Source organism: Alloactinosynnema sp. L-07, assembly GCF_900070365.1.
Lineage (GTDB): Bacteria > Actinomycetota > Actinomycetes > Mycobacteriales > Pseudonocardiaceae > Actinokineospora.
The window spans coordinates 4,666,802-4,685,138 of the sequence record NZ_LN850107.1 but is presented as its reverse complement, the minus strand read 5'-3'; the positions used below and the strand labels follow the sequence as shown (position 1 = coordinate 4,685,138).

The window sequence follows — 18,337 nt, the reverse complement described above, 5'->3', positions numbered from 1 at the left end:
CATCTAGTGTGTGGAAGCGTCGGCCGATGGCGCGGAGTCCCGACCCGCGTCTCGACGTCCTCTGTGTTCTCTCATCGAGATTTCGCGTTGTCCGCTGGCTGCCGACCCTGTGAAGTTATCACCGGGAAATGGTGTTCGGCAGTCACCGGATGGGCTGGTGATAACCTCGCGAAATCCACTCGATCCAGTCGTAATGGCGACGGCGAGTAGTCATTTTCCGACACGTCACTCGATCATCGTGGGCCGTCCGGAACCCGCCGTGTCGATCACCCGCGCCGCCCGGCAGACTGGCCCAATGGGACCTGTGGTGATCCTCGGCGGACGCAGCGAGATCGGCGTCGCCGTCGCGCGGCGACTGGCCGAGCGGGGAGCGCGAACCGTCGTCCTGGCCGCCCGCCGCAGCAACGACCTCAAAGCCGAGGCGGCGTCAGTCCGGGCCGCAGGCGCGACCACTGTCGACCAAATCGAGTTCGACGCCGACGCCCTCGACACCCACCGCCCGGTCCTTGACGGGATCGTGGCAGAACACGGACCAATCGACACGGCGGTGATCGCCTTCGGAATCCTCGGCGACCAAAAACGCGCCGAGACCGACGCCGCGCACGCGGTGGCCGTAGTCCACACCGACTATGTCGCGCAGGTGGCCATCCTGACCCACCTCGCCGCGATGATGCGAGAGCAGGGACGCGGAACGATCGTCGTGTACTCGTCGGTCGCGGGCATGCGCGTGCGCAAGGCCAACTACGTCTACGGTTCGGCCAAAGCGGGCCTCGACGGCTTCACCTGCGGGCTCACCGACGCGCTGGCGGGCTCAGGTGTCCGAGTGCTGCTGGTCCGTCCAGGTTTCGTCATCGGCAGGATGACCGACGGCATGACCCCCGCACCGTTCTCCAGCACCCCGGACCAGGTCGCCGAGGCCACCGTCCGGGCGTTGGCCAAGGGCCGCCAAGAGGTCTGGGTACCCGGCGTCCTGCGCCCCCTGTTCGCCCTGCTGCGACTCCTGCCCCGCCCGCTCTGGCGTCGGATGCCGCGCTGATCGATTCTCAGCCGACCAGCCAGCGGTCGACAGCGGCGGCGAACCTCGGCTGAGTCCAGTACCCACTGTGATCCACGCCGACCTCGGCGTCGAACAGCTCGACTTCCCCCACCGGGAAACCGAAAGCACCGTTCGCAGCGAACACACCATCAGTCGGAACAACGAGATCATTGTGGGCCGAGCCGAACACCGAGTCCGTCGCCACGTTCCGGGCGCTGCGCAACAGCGATGACCCCTTCGGCGGATCATAGTTCGACGCCAAAGCACGGTAAGCAACCGAGTGAGCCGAAGGCTGATTGAGCCGCTCAAGGAAAGAACCCTTGGGATCCATGGACATCAACCCCGAAAGCCCCCGGAACGCCCCCACCGCCACCTGCTTGACCACCGTCAGTACGACGTCCAACATGTCAGTGATTCCATTGTCCGGCACCCACTGCAGCAGATTCGTCATCCGATCAAGCCACTTCGCCACATGAGCCGGATCGCACAGCGGAGTGCCAGCGTTCGGCGTCGCGACCATGACCAACGTGCGTACACTCATCCGCTCCGTCGTCAGCCCGATCTCCCCCGGCAACTCGCACAACACCCGCCCGACAAGCCCGCCGCGCGAATGGGCAACAATGTCAAGCCGTAGCCCAGCGTCAACAGGAATCTGCGCGACCAACGAACGCGCGTTGGCCACAGGATCCGTCGCGATCGTGTGATGGTCATAGGCAAAGACCCGACCACCATACCGAGTGTGCAAAGTAGACAGAACCTCGTCCGAAACCCCATGAAACCCGGTATGACTCTGACTTCCAGTGCCATGCAGGAACAACAGAGCAGGTCCCGCGCTCAGCGAGGACCAATCAACCGACGCCGCCGACGACTCCCGATGACCGCCCACAGTGAACTGTCGCAACCGAACCGGCCGATTGTGCTGCTCCCAACGGCTGACAAAGTGATCGCCGACCTTGCCAAGCACCGGATCGATGAGCGGAAACACGAGTACCTTCAACAACTTCGACCCCACCGCGCCGATCAACCCGCGCGAAGCGCCGGGGTCGACCGGCGCGACGGCGCGGACAAAGGTATACGTGCGGCGGTCACCGCCCCGGTCCGGGACGTCGACGGGGTCGATGTCGTCAGGCAGGTGCCAACTCAGCGCCCCGTCCTCATCGGCCGCGAGGATGAGCTGACCAAGACCGGCGCCCGGCCCGGGAACCTCCACCGTGATCGCAGGTTCGCCAAGGCTGGTCGCCCGGCTCGTCCCGGAAGCCAGTTCCGGGACCTCGACCGGATCGATGAGCCGGACGGTGAGCTGCTCGGAGAACCCTTCCCTCGCCAACGCAGCCAGCAGCACCGCCCGCGCGTCCTCGGCGGCCCTCATCCCCTCGCTGCCCGGCGGCAGCACCTCCACCCTGCCGGTCAGGCCCGGTGAGACGACGACGATGTCGCCGACGCGGACGGCGGTCCCGTCGGGACGCAGCGGTTCAGCCATGGTTTGCCCCCTTGTCGCGGCGCAGCCTCAGGCGAGGGTGGCCGAAGAACTGGTATGCCAGCGTGGTCGCGGGCCACGCCGGGAAGTCGGTGCGGGTCACCTGGGACCGGGCCCGGCGCAGGAACTCCGCGGGCGCCAGCGACTCGGGGCCGTAGGCGGCGCGGTAGAAGCTGTCGGCCAGCGCGCCCGCGGCCTCGTCGTTGACATTCCACAGTGGAGCGACGACGCCTGCCGCCCCCGCCGCCAGGAACGCCTTCGCCAGGCCGGAGTAGTCCCCGAGCACCTCGCCTGCCGCGCCGACCTGGCAGGAGTTGAGGAACACGAACGGTGCCGTGGTGAACTCGAGCGCGGCGACCTGGTCGGGTTGCAGGAAGCGGGGCACCAGCCGGGTCGGGTCGGCGTCGGACGGGGCGAGCAGGACCAGACCGTCCTGGGCGTTCTCCGGATCGTATCTGCCGTGCAGCGCGAAGTGCAGCACGCCGCCCACCGGCCCGGCTTCCAGGCAGTCGAGCACGGCGGAGTGCAGCGGCTCGATCTCGTCGGCGGGTGGGTAGGCCAGGCGCAGTCGCTCGGCTTCGGCCTCGGCGAAGGGAAGGCGAGACCAGCCCGCCACCCCTTCGTACCGGGCGGTGACCACGGTGTGCCGGTCCGCGCGGACCTGCGTCGGCGGTGTCGGCCGGGGCCTGCTCTTGGCCAGCACCCAGCGGCCGATCGCCATGGCCGAGCCGAGGAAGGGACTGCCGGGCGGCGGCGGGTCGAGCACCGCCAGCTCCCACGGCACGTGCGGTTCGGAGCTGAGCAGCAGGACCGTGGCCGGTTCGGGGGCGCGGGCGGCCGCCGCCGCGGTCAGCGCGGCGCGGACCTCCTCGGGGATGTGATCGGCGATCGCGCGGCCGACGCCGATGAGCTTGAGGGTGGTGCCGCGCGCGTCGCCGCCGAACGCACCGATGTCGAGTCGGATCCGCCGGGCGAACGCGGCCGGGTCCTCGCCGATCTCGCTGCGGAACGGACCTGGCGCGGCGGGCACCCCCGGCAGGGTGGTCCTGGTGCTCCACAACAGGGTCTGCCCGCGCAGGTCCTCGCCGCGCTCCACCACGACGACCAGGTCCGGCGCGTCCTGGGCCAGCAACGGACCGATGTCGAGCAGGCCGCCGTCGAACAGCGGGACGACGCCGGAGGGCGTGCCGGTGACCTCGATCCCGCGCGAGGCGTACCCGCGCAGGCCGCCGTCGACATAGAAGGACGCGCCGATATCGCGGCGGGTGCGCAGGTTCGGCCCGCCCAAGGCGGTCATGCCGACGGTGGCGAGCGGGTAGGGGCGGGTCGGGGTGACCGTGAGCCTGATCGGGTTGGCCCAGCCGACCGGAGCGAACGCGGCGGGGTCGTACATGAGGACGACCTCTAGTTCGACCGAGGTCGAGGGCACGGTGAACGACCCGGTGCCGAATAGTTCGATGTCCTGGCGCGGGCCGATGCCGACGTCGATGTCGAATCGCTCGTCGGCGGCGACCGCGGCCGGGAAGTCCAGCGCGGGCCAGGCCTCCCGGGTGGTGGGCGGCTCCGGGCCCTCGGGGATCGGGAAGGCGCCGGTCTGTTCGGGATCCGGCTCGGCGGGGTCGAAGGGCGGCACGATCGGATAGCCCGGATCGGATGGTGTGAGGGGTCTGCCGGGGTTCAGCGGTGGGCCGGTCTGCCAGCCGGGATAGGGGCCGGGCGGCCACTGCCGCCACTCTGGGTCGGGCCGCGGGCGTTCCCAGTATGGTCGCGGATCGACCGGTGCCTGGCCGTATCCGCCGTCGCGAGGTGGGGGCGGAGCCGACCTCGCGCCTCCCAACGCCAGAAGCAGGGCCCGCGCGGCGGTCGGCCGATAGTGCCCGTCGGCCACCAGCGGAGCCATCGCGCGCAGCACCACGGCTCGGTTGTGCGTTGTCAGCCGCGCGGCGATCGCGCCCGGCGGTTCGCCGTGGTCGATGGCCGCCTTGATCCACCTGCGCAGGCCTGCCGCACCGAAGATCCACGGGACCTTGGCGAGCAGGGCGGCGGCCTCGTGGTGGCGGGCGGGGTCGGCGAGCAGACTGACCAACCGGGGCAGGTCCGGTTCCCACATCTCGCGCCTCCTCACCGTTGGTCGTCAACGTAGTCACTTCCGTGACGGTAGGCGCGCACGGGTGCGTCGGCTAAAGCGCGACCCGCCACTGGACCGCGAAAATTCTTTGCCAATTGGGGCGGTGACGGAAACAATATGAATCGTCTCGCTCCGAGATCGTGCGGATATCCGACATTGGTTACCGCCAGTTAGCGAAATGGTGGAGCGGCCCTGTCTGTCCTGTGTGGCGGGTTGCCGAAGAACCCCGTCGAGGTGTCTGCCCGGAGACGGTTGTCCCAACCAGGTCCACAGGGGACTTGATCTGGTCTTGAGGTTCGCTGTTGGAAACTGGCCAACCCTCCAACGCTTCCCGGCGTGCACCTTCGTCGTTCAGCCCGCCGGGTGCCCCCATGTGGGAAAGTAGTTGTCGCTTCACCGACCCGGGCGGCCGTTGTACGACCGAGGGATGAGTCGAATGGGCCGAACGGCGGACAGGAAAAGTGAGACGCCGTCAAGATCGAGGAAAGCTCACCTGGGCACTTGGGAAACCTTCCACAATTGCTCGCGATGCCGTTAGATTCAGTCTCGACCGTGGGGTAACGGGAAAAACTGGTCACGATGAGTGACTTCGGCCCAGGTGTGGAGGTGACGCCGGGGCCGCGGTGGGCTCACAGGGGAAAGGCGACGGATGGCGCTGGTCGAGCGGAACGAGGAACTGAGAACCCTGAACCGGCTCTTCGCCGACTGTGCACGCAACCGGGGGCAGGTCGCGCTGATCAGCGGTGGGGTCGCCAGCGGCAAGACCGAACTACTGCACACCTTCGCCGAGCACGCCGCGGGCAAGGGCGCCACGGTGCTCACCGCGACGGGCTCACGGGCCGAGCACAGCCTGGCCTTCGGCGTGCTGAAGCAATTGGCGAGCGCGCAGACATTACCCGAGGCCGTGGCCGCGAACGTCGCCTCTTTGCTCAGCGGCGACACGGACGCGGCCCGGCCCGATCCCGTCAGCATCGGCCGCTCCCGCGCGCTGATCCTGGAAGGCCTCTGCGCCGCCCTCATGGAGGCGGCCAAAAGCACGTTGGTCGTACTCTGCGTCGACGACGTCCAGTTCGCCGACGGACCCTCCCTGCAAGCCGTGCTCTACCTGCAACGACGGATGCGCTTCGCCCGGGTCATGATCATTCTGACCGAGTGGGCCCTGCCCCGTCCGACCCGCGCGGTGTTCCGCGCCGAGGTCACCCGCCAGCCCAACACCACCCACCTGCGCCTGGCTCCACTGTCCAAGCGCGGTGTCGAAGACCTGCTGCGCGCCGAGTTGGACACCAGCACCGCGCGCACGCTGGCCCCGGTGCACCACGCGCTCAGCGGCGGCAACCCGCTGCTGGCCACCGCGCTGATCGAGGACTTCCGGGCCGCGACCAGGGCGGGCGGCGGCCGGGAGAAGGAGATGGCCGTCGGCCAGGCCTACGGCCACGCCGTCATCTCCTGCCTGCACCGCTGGGAGCCCGCGATGCTCGAGGTCGCCCGCGGCCTGGCGCTGCTGGGCGACGCGGGCACCCCGGCGCTGGTCGGCAGGCTTGTCGACATGACCGCGGAGGCCGCCGGGTCGGTGCTGGAGGTGCTGGAGCTGGCCGGTCTGCTCGACGGCGGCCGCTTCCGGCACCCGGTGGCCAAGGCCGCCGTGCTGCACGGGCTCGGCAAGGCCGATCGGGCCGCCAGGCACCTGCGGGCGGCCTGGCTGCTGCACCACGACGGCGCCGACGCCGCCCAGGTCGCCGACCACCTCGTCGCCGCCGACCAGGCCGACGGTCCGTGGGCGGTGGCGGTGCTGCGCCACGCTGCGCAGGAGGCGCAGGTCGCCGACCGGCTCGACCTCGCCATGGCCCGGCTTGACCTGGCCGCCCGGTCCTGTTCCGACGAGACCGAGCACGCCGACATCGTCACCCAGCTGCTGCGGGTGGAGTGGCGGGAGAACTCGGCCGCCGCGGAGCGCCACCTGACCCCGCTGCTCGACGCGCGGGCCAGCGGCACCCTCGCCGACCACAACGCCGTGCATCTGGCGAAGTTCCTGCTCTGGTACGGCCACACCGAGGACCTGGCGGGCACCCTGGCCGGGTTGGCCGCCGCGGCGTCGAAGCCGGACCACCCGGCCGCGGCCTATCTCGGCCTGGTCGTGCGGTGGCTGGCCTTCGTCACCCCCGGCGCCACGGAGCGGATCAAGTCCATGCCGCTGCCGTCGGGCAAGGACGATCCGTGGAGCCGCGCCGGAGCGGTGCTCGACGCCATCCGCGCGGGCAAGGCCGACAGCGAGACCGCGCGGGCCGCCGAGTACATCCTGCAGAGCTGCAGGCTCGGTGAGCAGGCCTTCGGCGCCCAGCTCTCGGCGCTGGCCGCGTTGATCCACGCCGACCGCATCGACCGGGCGGCCACGGTGTGCGAGGCGCTGCTGGCCGAGGCCACCAACCGGCGCGCGGTCACCTGGCAGGCCGTGCTCGGCGGGCTGCGCGGGGAGATCGCGTTGCGCCAGGGCGACCTGCCCGCCGCGGCCGAGTACGCCAGGGTGGCCGCCGACGCGGTGTCCGCGCAGGGCTGGGGCGTGGTCATGGGCTCGGTGACGGCGGTGCGCGTCGCCGCGGCGACCGCCATGGGCGACCATCAGCTGGCCGCGACGCTGCTGCGCCAGCCGGTGCCGGAGTCGGTCTTCCAGACCCAGTTCGGCCTGCAGTACCTCTACGCGCGGGGCGCGCACTATCTGGCCACCGACCGCCCGCACGCCGCGCTCGGCGACTTCCAGCGCTGCGGCGAGCTGATGGCGCGCTGGTCGGTCGACCTGCCCGCGCTCGCCCCGTGGCGGGTCGGCGCCGCTCAGGCCCAGCTCGCCCTGGGCAACCGGGAGGCGGCCAGGACGCTGGTCTCCGAGCACTTGGCGCTGCCCGGCTGCCGCGGCCCCCGCAACCGCGGGATCGCCATGCGGATCCTCGCGGCCACGGTCGACGCGACCCGGCGGGTGTCCATCCTGGCCGAGTCGGTCGACCTGCTGCACGCGGGCGGCGACCGGTTCGAGCTGGCCAGGGCCCTGACGGACCTGAGCCAGGCCCACCAGGACTCCGGCGCGTGCGAGAAGGCGCGGGCGGTGGCCCGGCGGGCGCTGCAAATGGCCAAGCGCTGTCAGGCCGAGCCGCTCAGCCGCGACCTGCGGCCCGCCCGCGAGGCCGAGCCCTACCCGGCCGACGCGGAGAGCCTCAGCATGGACGTACTGAGCGAGGCCGAGCGCCGGGTGGCGGTACTGGCCGCGCTCGGTCACACCAACCGCGAGATCGGCGGCAAGCTCTACATCACGGTCAGCACTGTTGAACAGCACCTGACCAGGGTCTACCGGAAGCTGAAGGTCACCAAACGGACTGACTTGCCCGCTGGCCTCCCCCGGCAGCTGATGGCCGAGGACCGCTAGCCGCACCAACACCGCTCGGCCGCGGTGACGTTTCGGGTGCGTGAATGCGCCGACGAAGTCTGGCGTGTTCACGTGCCCGAAACGTCACCTTGAGGCGGCCGAGCGCGCGTCCCTGGAGGGGACGCCAACAACACAGCTCCTATTGCTAGCACGTTGTCGATTAGGAAGAAGTGCCCGCCTGGGTATACCTCGATGTCGAGGGTTCCGGTGGTGTGCTCGGCCCATGCCTTGACCTCGTCCGATGTGGTCCTGGGGTCGGCGTCGCCGGTCATGGCCAGGATTGGGGCGTCGACCTGGGACCTTGGATCGCCGCGGTAGAGCTCGGCGGCGCGGTAGTCGTTGCGGATCGTGGGCAGGACCATCGCCATGATTTCGGGGTCGTCGAGCGCCTCGGCCTCGGTGCCCGCCAACTCGCGGGTCTTGGCCATCACGCCCGCGTCGTCCAGCGTGTGGATGTAGTCCTCACGCCACGTGCTCGGGGCCATCCGCCCGGACACGACCAGCCTGCTCGGGGGCAGCCGCAGGGCCAGCTCGTAGGCCACCGAGGCGCCCATGCTGTGGCCGAAGAAGGTGACCGGACGGTCCATCCATGGCCGGACGACCTCGGTCAGCGCATCGGCCAAACCGGTGACGGAGTCGATCAGCGGCTCGGCCAGCCGGTCCTGGCGGCCGGGATATTGGACGGTGAGCACGTCCACATCGGGGGACAGCGCCTTGGAGAACGGGAAGTAGAAGCTGGCCGAGCCACCCGCGTGGGGGAATATCACCAGGCGGTGTGCGGCGGCGGGGGCCGGATGGAAGCGGCGGATCCACAGGTCGGTGCTGGCAGACATAGACACTAGACTGCCCGCATCCCATCCAGGTTCGTAGATGAGGTAGCACTGTGCTGACCATGCAGGACGCGTTGCTCGCGTTGACCAGGTACTGGACCGAGCGCGGCGCCATGGTGGTGCAGCCGTTCAACACCGAGGTGGGCGCGGGCACCCTCAACCCGGCGACCGTGCTGCGCGTGCTGGGGCCGGAGCCGTGGCGGGTGGCCTACGTGGAGCCCAGTGTGCGGCCAGACGACGCCCGGTACGGGGAGAACCCGAACCGCCTGCAGACCCACACCCAGTTCCAGGTGATCCTCAAGCCGGACCCGGGCAACCCGCAGGAGCTGTACCTGGGCAGCCTGCAGGCCCTGGGCATCGACGTGCGCGCCCACGACATCCGGTTCGTCGAGGACAACTGGGCCTCGCCCGCGCTCGGCGCGTGGGGACTGGGCTGGGAGGTGTGGCTCGACGGACTGGAGATCACCCAGTTCACCTATTTCCAGCAGGCGGGCGGAATGACGCTCGACCCGGTTTCGGTCGAGATCACCTATGGCGTCGAACGCATCATGATGGCGTTGCAAGGTGTGGACCATTTCGCCGACATCGCCTACGCGCCGGGAATTTCCTATGGCGAGGCTTTCGGGCAGGCCGAGTACGAGATGAGCAGGTTCTATCTCGACGACGCCGATGTGGACTCGCAGCGGCGGCTGTTCGAGGAATACGCCGCCGAGGCGCGCAGGCTGCTGGACCTGCGCCTGCCGGTGCCCGCCCACATCCACGTGCTCAAGTGCTCGCACACCTTCAACGTCCTCGACGCGCGCGGCGCGGTCAGCACCACGGAGCGGGCCAAGGCATTCGCCAGGATGCGCGGGCTGGCCAGGGAGGTAGCGACCCTGTGGGCCGAGCGGCGGGCCGAGCTCGGTCACCCGCTGGGCACCGCTGATCTCCCCGTCCCGGCGCCCGCGCCCACCTCGTTCCCGGAGGTGGACGGTGAGCGGACGCTGCTGTTCGAGATCGGCACCGAGGAACTGCCGCCGCACGAGGTGGGCCGCACCGCCGACGCCGTTCGCGCCGCGCTGACCGACAAGCTCGCGGCCACCCGCCTCGCGCACGGCGACATCGCCACCTTCGCCACCCCGCGCCGGATCGTCGCGCTGGTCGAGTCGGTCGGCGCGCGGGAGCCCGACGCCGAGCGCACCGTGCGCGGGCCCCGGGAGTCCGCGGCGTTCGACGCCGACGGCAATCCGACCAAGGCCGCCGCCGGGTTCGCCCGCGGCCAGGGTGTCGATCCGGCCGAGCTGCGAAAGATCGAGGTCGACGGGGTGTCCTATGTGGGCATCACGCGCACCGAGGTCGGCCGCGGCGCGGTCGAGGTGCTCAGCGGGATCCTCGGCGAGATCGTCGGCGACCTGCGGGCGGACAAGAACATGCGGTGGAGCGACCCGAAGCTGTCGTTCACCCGTCCGGTGCGCTGGCTGGTGGCCCTGCTGGGCGACACCCCGGTCCCGGTCGCGGTGTCCGCGCTGACGGCGGGCTCGACGACGCGGGTGCACCGCACCGCCGACGAGCCCACGGTCACGGTCGCCTCGGCCGACGGCTACCCGGCTTTCCTTGCCACGCACGGAATCGTGCTCGACCAGGCCGAGCGCCGGTCGAGGATCATCGACGCCGCGCGGGAACTGGCCGCGACGGTCGGCGGGGACATCGACGCCGAGGGCGAGTCCGCGCTGCTCGACGAGATCACCAACCTGGTCGAGGAGCCCAACGCGCTGCTCGGCTCGTTCGCCGAGAAGTACCTGGACCTGCCCGGCGAGATCCTGACCACGGTCATGCGCAAGCACCAGCGCTACCTGCCGGTCCGCGACGCGTCCGGCGCGCTGCTGCCGCACTTCGTGGCTGTCGCGAATGGAGCGTGTGACCACGACAAGGTGCGGGCGGGCAACGAGGCCGTGCTGCGGGCGCGCTACGAGGACGCCGCGTTCTTCTGGCGGGCCGACCTGCAGACGCCCCTGGCCACGATGAAGGAGGGCGTCGCCAAGCTCGCCTTCGAGGAGCGCCTCGGCTCCGTCGCCCAGCGCGCCGCGCGCATCGGCGCTGTGGCCCAGGATCTCGCCGCCGATGTGTCCGGTGTGGACGCTGCCACGCTGGCGCGGGCGGCCGAACTGGCCAAGTTCGACCTCGGCTCGCAGATGGTCATCGAGCTGACCAGCCTCGCCGGGACCATGGCCCGCGAGTACGCCCGCCGCGCCGGGGAGCCCGAAGCCGTCGCGCAGGCACTGTTCGACATGGAACTGCCGCGGACGGGCGGCGGCCCGGTGCCGTCGACGGTCCCGGGTGCGCTGCTCGCGCTGGCCGACCGGTTCGACCTGCTGGCAGGCCTGTTCGCCATCGGCGCCAAGCCCACCGGCAGTTCCGACCCCTTCGGCCTGCGCCGGGCCGCGGCGGGCGTCGTGGTGATCCTGCGCGCCTTCCCGGACCTGCGGGCGATCAGGCTGTCGCGCGGCCTATCCGCGGCGGCCGAGCGGGTGCGGGCCCAGGGCATCGAGGTCACCGACGCCGTGCTGGCCGACGTCGCCGAGTTCGTCATCAAGCGGTTCGAACAGCAACTCCTCGACGCGGGACACGCCCACGACCTGGTGGCCGCCGTGCTTCCGCTGGCCCAAGCGCCCGCCGCGGCCGACGAGACGCTCGCGGAGCTGACCTCACGCGTGTCCGACCCGGACTTCGCCGCGCTGGCCGCCGCCCTGCAGCGGGTCCGGCGGATCGTCCCCGCCGACACCTCCGTGTCCTACGACGCGGCCGTGTTGTCGGAGCCCGCCGAGATCGCGCTGCACGAGGCGTTCGTGAAGGCCGGATCGGCGGGAACGGACCTGGCAGGCTTCGTGTCGGCGGCGGCGGTGCTGACCGGGCCGGTGAACACGTTCTTCGACGAGATCCTGGTGATGGCCGAGGACCCCGCTGTCCGGGCCGCGCGACTGGGCCTGCTGGCCTCGATCCGCGACCTCGCGGCGCCGGTCCTGGACTGGCAGGCACTCACCACAAGCCTGGAGGGCTGACCCTGCGAGACCGGCGGGAAGACCGCGACCCGGGTCCACAGACATGCGGTGGACCCGGGTCGCGACCGGCGGTCGAGGCTTCAGGGCGACAGGACGAGTCGCGCGTCCAGCTTGTCGATGACTACCCCGGCAGGCGGTGCGGCGACCGTCGTACCGGCCGGGTAGGCGTCGATGCTGGGCTGGTGGTCGCGGTCGCGGTTCCACACGATGACCTGCGCGCACAGTCGTTCGGCGAGTTGCTGCCGGGCGGGGCCGTGGCCGATGGCGCCGAGTTCGGAACGCCGCTCGGGACCGTCGATGCGGCGGTAGGTCACGTAGGCCAGGCTGGTGCCGTCGGTGATCGCCGGGGTTCGCCACCCGATCACCGGGGTGCACAGGCCGCTGGCGACGGCCTCGTCCTCGGCGGCGATGCGGCAGGTTCCGGCGTCGGTGGCGGTCAGGTTCAGCCACACCCCGTCGAACGAATCGGTGGGGCCGACGGTGACCTCCGACCAGACGGTCGATCTGGGCTGGTCCAGCACCCCGCGCAGGGCGGCGGGGTCGATGCCCTGATCGATGTCGAAGTACAGACTGACAAGCCCGCCTGTGTCGATGGTGCCGGTCTGTTCGCCTTCCTGGCCGATCATGGGGATGAACCCGCACAGGTCGGTGCGGTCGGAGACGAGTCGGTCGCCGTCGCGGACGAACGCGACACTGCGCGTCTGCCCACGCCAGCGCAGCGGCACGACCAGGCGGCCGCCGGGGGCGAGCTGTTCGCGCCACGCGGCGGGCAGGTCCCAGGCGCCGACCGTGACGATGATCCGGTCGTAGGGGCCGTTCTCGGGTGCGCCGAGCGCGCCGTCGCGGGTAGTGACCTGGACATGCTGGTTGCCGGTGGCGTCGAGGCCGCGGCGGGCTCCGGTGGTGACTTCCTCGTCGATGTCGACGGTGGTGACCCGCCCGTTCGGACCGGTCAGGACGGCTAGGAGGGCGGCGTTGTAGCCGGTGCCGGCGCCGATCTCCAGGATGTTGTCGCCGGGGCGGACGTCGAGCTGGTCGAGCATCATCGCCACGACGGTGGGCACCGAGGCGCAGCTCAGCGCGGATCCGTCGGCGGCGCGTTTGGTGATGACCGCGATGTCGGCGTAGGCGCCTTCGAGGGTGGCCTCATGTACGAACGCGTGGCGCGGGACGGCGCGCATCGCGGCCTCAACCCCGCTGCTGCGGGCGTACCCACTTTCCTTGACGGTGTCGACCATGGAGTCCCGCAGCGTCTCCGGTGCGCTGTCGGTGGTGGTGTTCATCGGTTCCTTCCGGTTGTTGAGCAGCCCGCCGCTGCCGGGTGGGCGTCGGTGTGCCGCCGCTGGTCCAGGCGTGCGCGAAGGCGCGGCACAACGGCCGCGAGTTCGCTGCCGGGGTCGGCATCGGCGGATGTCCGCGTCTGCGATCTCGCGGCGCTATTAGTTGTGGACCTGCGGGCACTCACCACAAGCCTGGAGGGCTGACCCGGGCGCGACTGCTCAGAACGCCGCGCAGGGGCCGCCGATCTTGGCGGGCGCGTCATGGCTGCCGTCAGGTAGCTGGCTTCTGCATCCGAGGTGGCTACGGTCCGTGCTGCTCGTAGATCCGCTTGAGCTCGGCGCCGAGCAGGGGGTGGAGTTGTCCGGCCGCTTTACCCTGTCCCTCGGCCCTGGCGGGTGCCGCGCCGTGGATTCCGTCAACCACCCGGCCGTTTTCAGCAACCGGGTGCTTCCACTCCGGACCGCACCTAGCCGGGCACGGGTGTTCCATGGCGCGCAGCACCATGCCGCCGTGCCCGTCTTGAGTCGGTTGTTGCCACCGAATCACGCCATGGCCGTCGCAGTGCGGGCAGCTACTTGGGGATCTCTCCAATTCCGCCACACCTCGGACAGTAGTCCTTCCGGTTGGGTGCGAGTCCAGACCCGAGACAGACAGGACAGGTGACCATTTCGATGCTTGGCGGGTTTGTCCCGCCGATGGCGGGCATGTGCGCTCGACGCATGGTGGCTCCTCGTTGTTCGGACTGGGTCGGTTGAGTCGGACCTGGCGTGCGGTCTCTTCGAGGATGGCGGCGAGATCGTCGGCCATCTCGGCTGTCGCCCAGCAGACGATCAAGCCTTGAGCTTGGGCACGTGCCTTGCCTGCGACTGTGTCGAGCTTGGTCGCGAGCATTGACAGGGCCGCCGCCAAGTCGGTGGGGCTCACGATGGCTTTGGCAGGCCGTGGCAGGCGAACGTGTGTCGGCGCATTGCCTGGCGGAGTTCTGATTGGGTATCGCCAAGCACGAGTGACTCGCAACGCACGGCAGGACACCACTGAGCCTTGCGTGGCGGATGCATGCCGCCGGGCGGGCTGACGCCCCGCAGCCAACGCGCCAGCAGGCCGCTGGAGGAAGAATGTGTCGCTCTGCTCATGGAGGGCGACGCTAGGAGCGGCGGGAACCCTTGGGAGGTACCGTTTGTACCCCTACACGATCGAGTCAGGCGACCTTGAGGCCCACGGCCGCAGCGAGACTGCGGACGTCCTCTCGCATCCCGGCCGGGGGTGTGTGGACGAGGTCGAGCAGCATCTCTCGGGCCCATCCGTTGAATCGGATTGTCTCCGGCGCGGTCCGGTTCGATGCGTTCAACAGCGCCCACACAGCGGGCCGTTCACCTCGCTGGTAGTGGGCGCGGGCGATCTCGATGAGGTGTCGGGCCCGACGCGGCACGCTGGCGATCTGATCGGGGTCGACGCGGTTTGCCGCCTGCAACGCATCGCCGGGACGCCGCAACTCGACACCGACCGTCGTGGCGTGGGCCGCCATCACCGCATTCGAGAAGCTGGACTGGACATGTCGATACCCGTCACCGAGTCGGCGCGCGATGGCGTCGGCGTTCTCCAAGTGGGCCCAGGCGTCCCCGGCGCGGCCACGCCGCGCGTGCACGTACGCGATCTCCGCTTCCAGGGCTCCGCACATCCCCCGCCAGTCCGCAGGTGCACTGTCGAGACGCGGCTGTAGTCGCACCATCGCGTCAGTGGCGAGATCAACGGCTTCCTCCCACCGACCCGCATCGCGCAGAGCCTGCACCATGGCCCAGGCACCTCCGGCCGCTACGTACGGGTCGTCGGCTTCCTGCCCCTCGGTGAGCGCCCTGTCGGCGACCATCCACAGCAGTTCGGGCGCGGGCTGGTAGGCGACGAAGAAGTCTGCGAGCTGATAGACACCCGCCAGGACGCGTCGGGCGTTGCGTCGCTCATCTCCGCGCGTTGTCCGGACTGCGCGCTGTGAATCGCGGATCAGGCTGGGCAGAATCGAGCCAAGCTGAGTGCGATGGTCTGGCGAGGCGTGCCTGACCTTCCAGGCGCCTGCGAGGCGGGCAGCCAGATGGTCGATGTTGGGTGCGCCCGCGCTCGGCGTGATGTGGTAGTCGGTCAGCGCCGCTCGTACCTCGGCAAGCGCGCGATGCTGCTCACCCGCGTACATCGCGACCGGCACGGCCAAGCCGTTTCCGGTGAGGGTGGCGAGGTCGTCTATGCCCAGGGCCTGGGCCAGTCGGAGCAGCATGGGCAGCCGCGGCATTTGCAGGCGCCCGCTCTCGACGGCCTTGATCCACTCGGCGGACTTGCCGACCAAACCGGCGAGGACGGAGCGTGTCATGCCCGCTCGCTCACGGGCGTGCTTGATTCGCTGTCCGACCGGAAGGCCATGATCCGGGTGTGCGCCCATGGCGGAACGACCCTTTCGCCGAGTGCCCCGCCGCGCGCCCGGGTCCGTTGGGCCAGGAACATCCTCGGCGAGGGGAACATAACCCAGCGTAGGGGCGAGTTGACGGTGTCGGCAACGGGTCGGAGTTTGGGCCTTTCGGGGGCACGCCGACCACCGGATTCGCCGATACTGGCGTGATGGTGGAGCTGAGCAGGCGGCGGGTGCTGACGGCGGGTGCGGCTGGGCTGGTGGTGGCGGGCTGCACCGCCGAGCCGACTCCCGCCGCGCGGACGGACTTCGATCCGACGGACTGGGGGTCGGTGCGCGAGCAGTTCCCGCTGACTCGCGACGTCCGTCAGTTCTCAGCGTATGTGCTCGCCGCGCATCCGCGGCCGGTGGCGGAGGCGATCGAGCGGCACCGTGCTGGGCTGGACAAGGACACCCACGCCTACCTCGACAGCCAAGGCGGTGGTGAGGACGCGGTCCGGGCCGCCGCAGCGGAGTATCTGGGTGGGCGCGCGGAGGACGTGGCGCTGACCGACAGCACGACGATGGGGCTCGGGCTGCTCTACGCCGGGGTCAAGATCGCCGCCGGGCAGGACGTGCTGACCACCGAGCATGACTTCTATTCCACCCACCAGGCCCTGCGGATGCGCGGTGTGCCCGTGCGGCGGGTCCGGCTCTACGACGATCCGGCGCTGGCCACGGCCGACGAGATGGTCGCCAAGATCAAAGCTGGACTAACTTCCTCCACCAGGGTGGTCGCGGTGACGTGGGTGCACTCGGTGTCCGGGGTGAAGCTGCCGATCCGGGCGATCGCCGACGTGGTCGCCGCGCACAACGCCGACCGGGCGCCCGCCGAACGCGCGTTGCTGTGTGTCGACGCCGTGCACGGGCTTGGGGTCGCGCCGGAGCGGGTCGCGGATCTGGGGTGCGACTTCCTGGTCTCCGGGACGCACAAGTGGCTGTTCGGCCCGCGCGGGACCGGGATCGTCTGGGGCAAGGCGGAAGCGTGGGCACAGCTGGACCCGGTCCTGCCCTCGTTCAGCGGTCCCGCGTTCGGCGAGTGGTTCGACGGCCGGCCCGCCGGACCCACCACGGCGGCCCTGTTCACTCCGGGTGGCTACCACAGCTTCGAGCACCGGTGGGCGGTCGCGGAGGCGTTCCGGTTTCACCTCGTGATCGGCCGTGAGCGGGTGGCGGCCCGGACCAGGGAACAGGTCGAGCGGATCCGCGCGGGGCTGGCCGGGATCGCGTCGGTCAGCCTGCGGACCCCGGCGGCGGACTCGGCGGGGCTGGTGTGTTTCGACGTGGCGGGCGAGGAGCCGCAGGCGGTCGTCGCGCGGTTGGCGGGGCATGGGGTGTCGGCGACGGTGACTCCGTATCGGGAGCGGCGGGTGCGGGTCGGGCCGAGCATCGTGACCTCCGATGAGGACGTCGACGCGCTGATCGCCGCGCTTAGGTGAACTTCGCGGACCGTCCGTAACGTGGTGATCACCAGGGGCGACTCAACGAGTGACGGGCTGGGCGGTTCGGGGGAGGGTCAGCGCGGATGACCAGGGATGAACCCTTATTAGTCGTGCGCAGGCCGCCGCGGCCGTTCTATCTACGCCGCCGGTTCCTGCGCACGTTCGGTCCGGTGGCGTCGCTGGCGGTCATCGGGTTCGTGGTGCTCCTGGTGGCTGGCACGCTCGGCCTGCCAGCCGAGCGGCTGGTGACCATGCGGGCGAAGATGGGGTCGAAGGCCGACTACTTCGACGACGCCGTGGTCAAGGATCTCCTGCTGCGCCACCACATGCGGGTCGAGGTGAGCCATATCGGCTCCCGGGAGGCCGCGACCAGCGACTACAGCGGGTTCGACTTCCTGTTCCCGTCCGGACAGGCCGTGGCCGGGCTGACCACCAAGAACAAGGACTTCAAGAACCACTTCAAGCCGTTCATCAGCCCGCTTGTGCTGGCCACCTATCGCGAGTACGCGCTGGCGCTGGCCGAGGAAGGGGTGGCGACGCCGTATCCGGACGCGTCGGGCTACTTCTATGAACTCGATATGAGCAAGTTCGTGGCGCTGACCCAGAACGAGCGGACCTGGAACGACCTGAAGATCGGGAAACACGGCTTCGCCAACGGCAATGTCGTGCTGGCGCAGACTTCCGAGCTTTGCACGTCCTATGGCGCCGGGGCGTATCTCGGGCTGGTGTCGCAAGTGGTGCACGGGCGGATCCCCCGTTCGGTGGAGGAAGCGCGGGCGTTCGCCGAGAAGATCAAGCAGCTGCACCGAAGCCAAGGCCTGGAGTCCTCGGCGGCGACGGAGAACTACTTCGTCGATGAGGGACGCGGGATCGCCCCGATCATCGTGATGTATGAACACCAGTACCTCGCGCGGCAGGCCCAGCGCGTGGAGAGTGGCAAGGGACTCGACGAGCAGCGGGTGCTGCTCTATCCCGACACGTCGATCTACACCAAGCCCGAGCTGATCACCCTGACCGACGACGGCGACCGGCTGGGCCACATCGTCGCCGAGGAGCCCGCGTTCAAGCAGCGGGCGATGGAGTTGGGATTCCGGGTGCTGGACAAGGAAGGGGTGTACTCCAGCGAGCGGCTCGCGGCGTTCCTGGCCGAGCGCGGGATCCCCAACCCGATGATCCGCCGGGACGAGACCGAGGCGGTGCCGTTGGACTCGCAGCTCCAAGAGGAAATGATCCGGGTCGTGGGCGGTTGCGCGTGATGT

11 protein-coding genes are annotated in these 18,337 nt (G+C 70.0%); 5 read left to right on the top strand and 6 right to left on the bottom strand.

The window, feature by feature from the left end:
* Window positions 1–295 precede the first annotated feature (295 nt).
* Complete coding sequence (locus tag BN1701_RS20810) at window positions 296–1,036, top strand: SDR family NAD(P)-dependent oxidoreductase (RefSeq protein ID WP_054051368.1); 741 nt, start codon at window positions 296–298, stop codon at window positions 1,034–1,036.
* 7 nt (window positions 1,037–1,043) lie between these two features.
* Here the strand turns inward: BN1701_RS20810 and BN1701_RS20805 are convergent, their stop codons facing one another.
* Both BN1701_RS20805 and BN1701_RS20800 read right to left on the bottom strand, forming a co-directional pair.
* Window positions 1,044–2,516 (bottom strand): triacylglycerol lipase, encoded by a 1,473-nt coding sequence (locus tag BN1701_RS20805; RefSeq protein WP_054051367.1) that lies wholly within the window; start codon window positions 2,514–2,516, stop codon window positions 1,044–1,046.
* Entirely contained in the window at window positions 2,509–4,623 is a 2,115-nt protein-coding gene (locus tag BN1701_RS20800) for a CHAT domain-containing protein (RefSeq protein WP_054051365.1), read from the bottom strand. The genes BN1701_RS20805 and BN1701_RS20800 overlap by 8 nt, the downstream gene beginning before the upstream one ends.
* Before the next feature lie 667 nt (window positions 4,624–5,290).
* On the opposite strand from BN1701_RS20800, the gene BN1701_RS20795 reads away from it, so the two are divergent.
* A complete protein-coding gene (locus BN1701_RS20795; RefSeq protein WP_054051362.1) occupies window positions 5,291–8,053 on the top strand; it encodes a LuxR family transcriptional regulator in 2,763 nt (920 codons plus the stop codon).
* Window positions 8,054–8,121: 68 nt separating this feature from the next.
* On the opposite strand, the gene BN1701_RS20790 is transcribed toward BN1701_RS20795, so the two are convergent.
* Complete coding sequence (locus BN1701_RS20790; protein WP_157368133.1) at window positions 8,122–8,886, bottom strand: thioesterase II family protein; 765 nt, start codon at window positions 8,884–8,886, stop codon at window positions 8,122–8,124.
* Window positions 8,887–8,945: 59 nt separating this feature from the next.
* Between BN1701_RS20790 and BN1701_RS20785 the strand changes: the two genes are divergently transcribed.
* Window positions 8,946–11,921, top strand: a complete 2,976-nt coding sequence (locus tag BN1701_RS20785; RefSeq protein WP_054055999.1) for a glycine--tRNA ligase — start codon at window positions 8,946–8,948, stop codon at window positions 11,919–11,921.
* Between the two features lie 80 nt (window positions 11,922–12,001).
* Here the strand turns inward: BN1701_RS20785 and fxlM are convergent, their stop codons facing one another.
* From fxlM to BN1701_RS20775, 3 genes are all read right to left on the bottom strand, one after another.
* Window positions 12,002–13,204, bottom strand: coding sequence for a methyltransferase, FxLD system (fxlM, locus tag BN1701_RS20780; RefSeq protein WP_054051358.1), 1,203 nt, complete (start codon window positions 13,202–13,204; stop codon window positions 12,002–12,004).
* A 298-nt stretch (window positions 13,205–13,502) separates the two neighbouring features.
* Window positions 13,503–13,625, bottom strand: a complete 123-nt coding sequence (locus BN1701_RS37885; RefSeq protein WP_255364642.1) for a hypothetical protein — start codon at window positions 13,623–13,625, stop codon at window positions 13,503–13,505.
* Window positions 13,626–14,400: 775 nt separating this feature from the next.
* Entirely contained in the window at window positions 14,401–15,630 is a 1,230-nt protein-coding gene (locus BN1701_RS20775; RefSeq protein ID WP_054051357.1) for a helix-turn-helix transcriptional regulator, read from the bottom strand.
* A gap of 176 nt (window positions 15,631–15,806) precedes the next feature.
* Between BN1701_RS20775 and BN1701_RS20770 the strand changes: the two genes are divergently transcribed.
* Entirely contained in the window at window positions 15,807–17,075 is a 1,269-nt protein-coding gene (locus tag BN1701_RS20770) for an aminotransferase class V-fold PLP-dependent enzyme (RefSeq protein ID WP_054051355.1), read from the top strand.
* Between the two features lie 86 nt (window positions 17,076–17,161).
* Window positions 17,162–18,334 (top strand): hypothetical protein, encoded by a 1,173-nt coding sequence (locus tag BN1701_RS20765; protein WP_067520826.1) that lies wholly within the window; start codon window positions 17,162–17,164, stop codon window positions 18,332–18,334.
* The last annotated feature ends 3 nt before the right edge of the window (window positions 18,335–18,337 follow it).

Coding starts and splice junctions, on each gene's coding strand:
- BN1701_RS20795 (WP_054051362.1), top strand. CDS start 5,291: ATGGCGCTGGTCGAGCGGAACGAGGAACTGAGAACCCTGAACCGGCTC.
- BN1701_RS20775 (WP_054051357.1), bottom strand. CDS start 15,630: ATGGGCGCACACCCGGATCATGGCCTTCCGGTCGGACAGCGAATCAAG.
- BN1701_RS20800 (WP_054051365.1), bottom strand. CDS start 4,623: ATGTGGGAACCGGACCTGCCCCGGTTGGTCAGTCTGCTCGCCGACCCC.
- BN1701_RS20805 (WP_054051367.1), bottom strand. CDS start 2,516: ATGGCTGAACCGCTGCGTCCCGACGGGACCGCCGTCCGCGTCGGCGAC.
- BN1701_RS20770 (WP_054051355.1), top strand. CDS start 15,807: ATGGTGGAGCTGAGCAGGCGGCGGGTGCTGACGGCGGGTGCGGCTGGG.
- BN1701_RS20810 (WP_054051368.1), top strand. CDS start 296: ATGGGACCTGTGGTGATCCTCGGCGGACGCAGCGAGATCGGCGTCGCC.
- fxlM (WP_054051358.1), bottom strand. CDS start 13,204: ATGAACACCACCACCGACAGCGCACCGGAGACGCTGCGGGACTCCATG.
- BN1701_RS20785 (WP_054055999.1), top strand. CDS start 8,946: ATGCAGGACGCGTTGCTCGCGTTGACCAGGTACTGGACCGAGCGCGGC.
- BN1701_RS20790 (WP_157368133.1), bottom strand. CDS start 8,886: ATGTCTGCCAGCACCGACCTGTGGATCCGCCGCTTCCATCCGGCCCCC.
- BN1701_RS20765 (WP_067520826.1), top strand. CDS start 17,162: ATGACCAGGGATGAACCCTTATTAGTCGTGCGCAGGCCGCCGCGGCCG.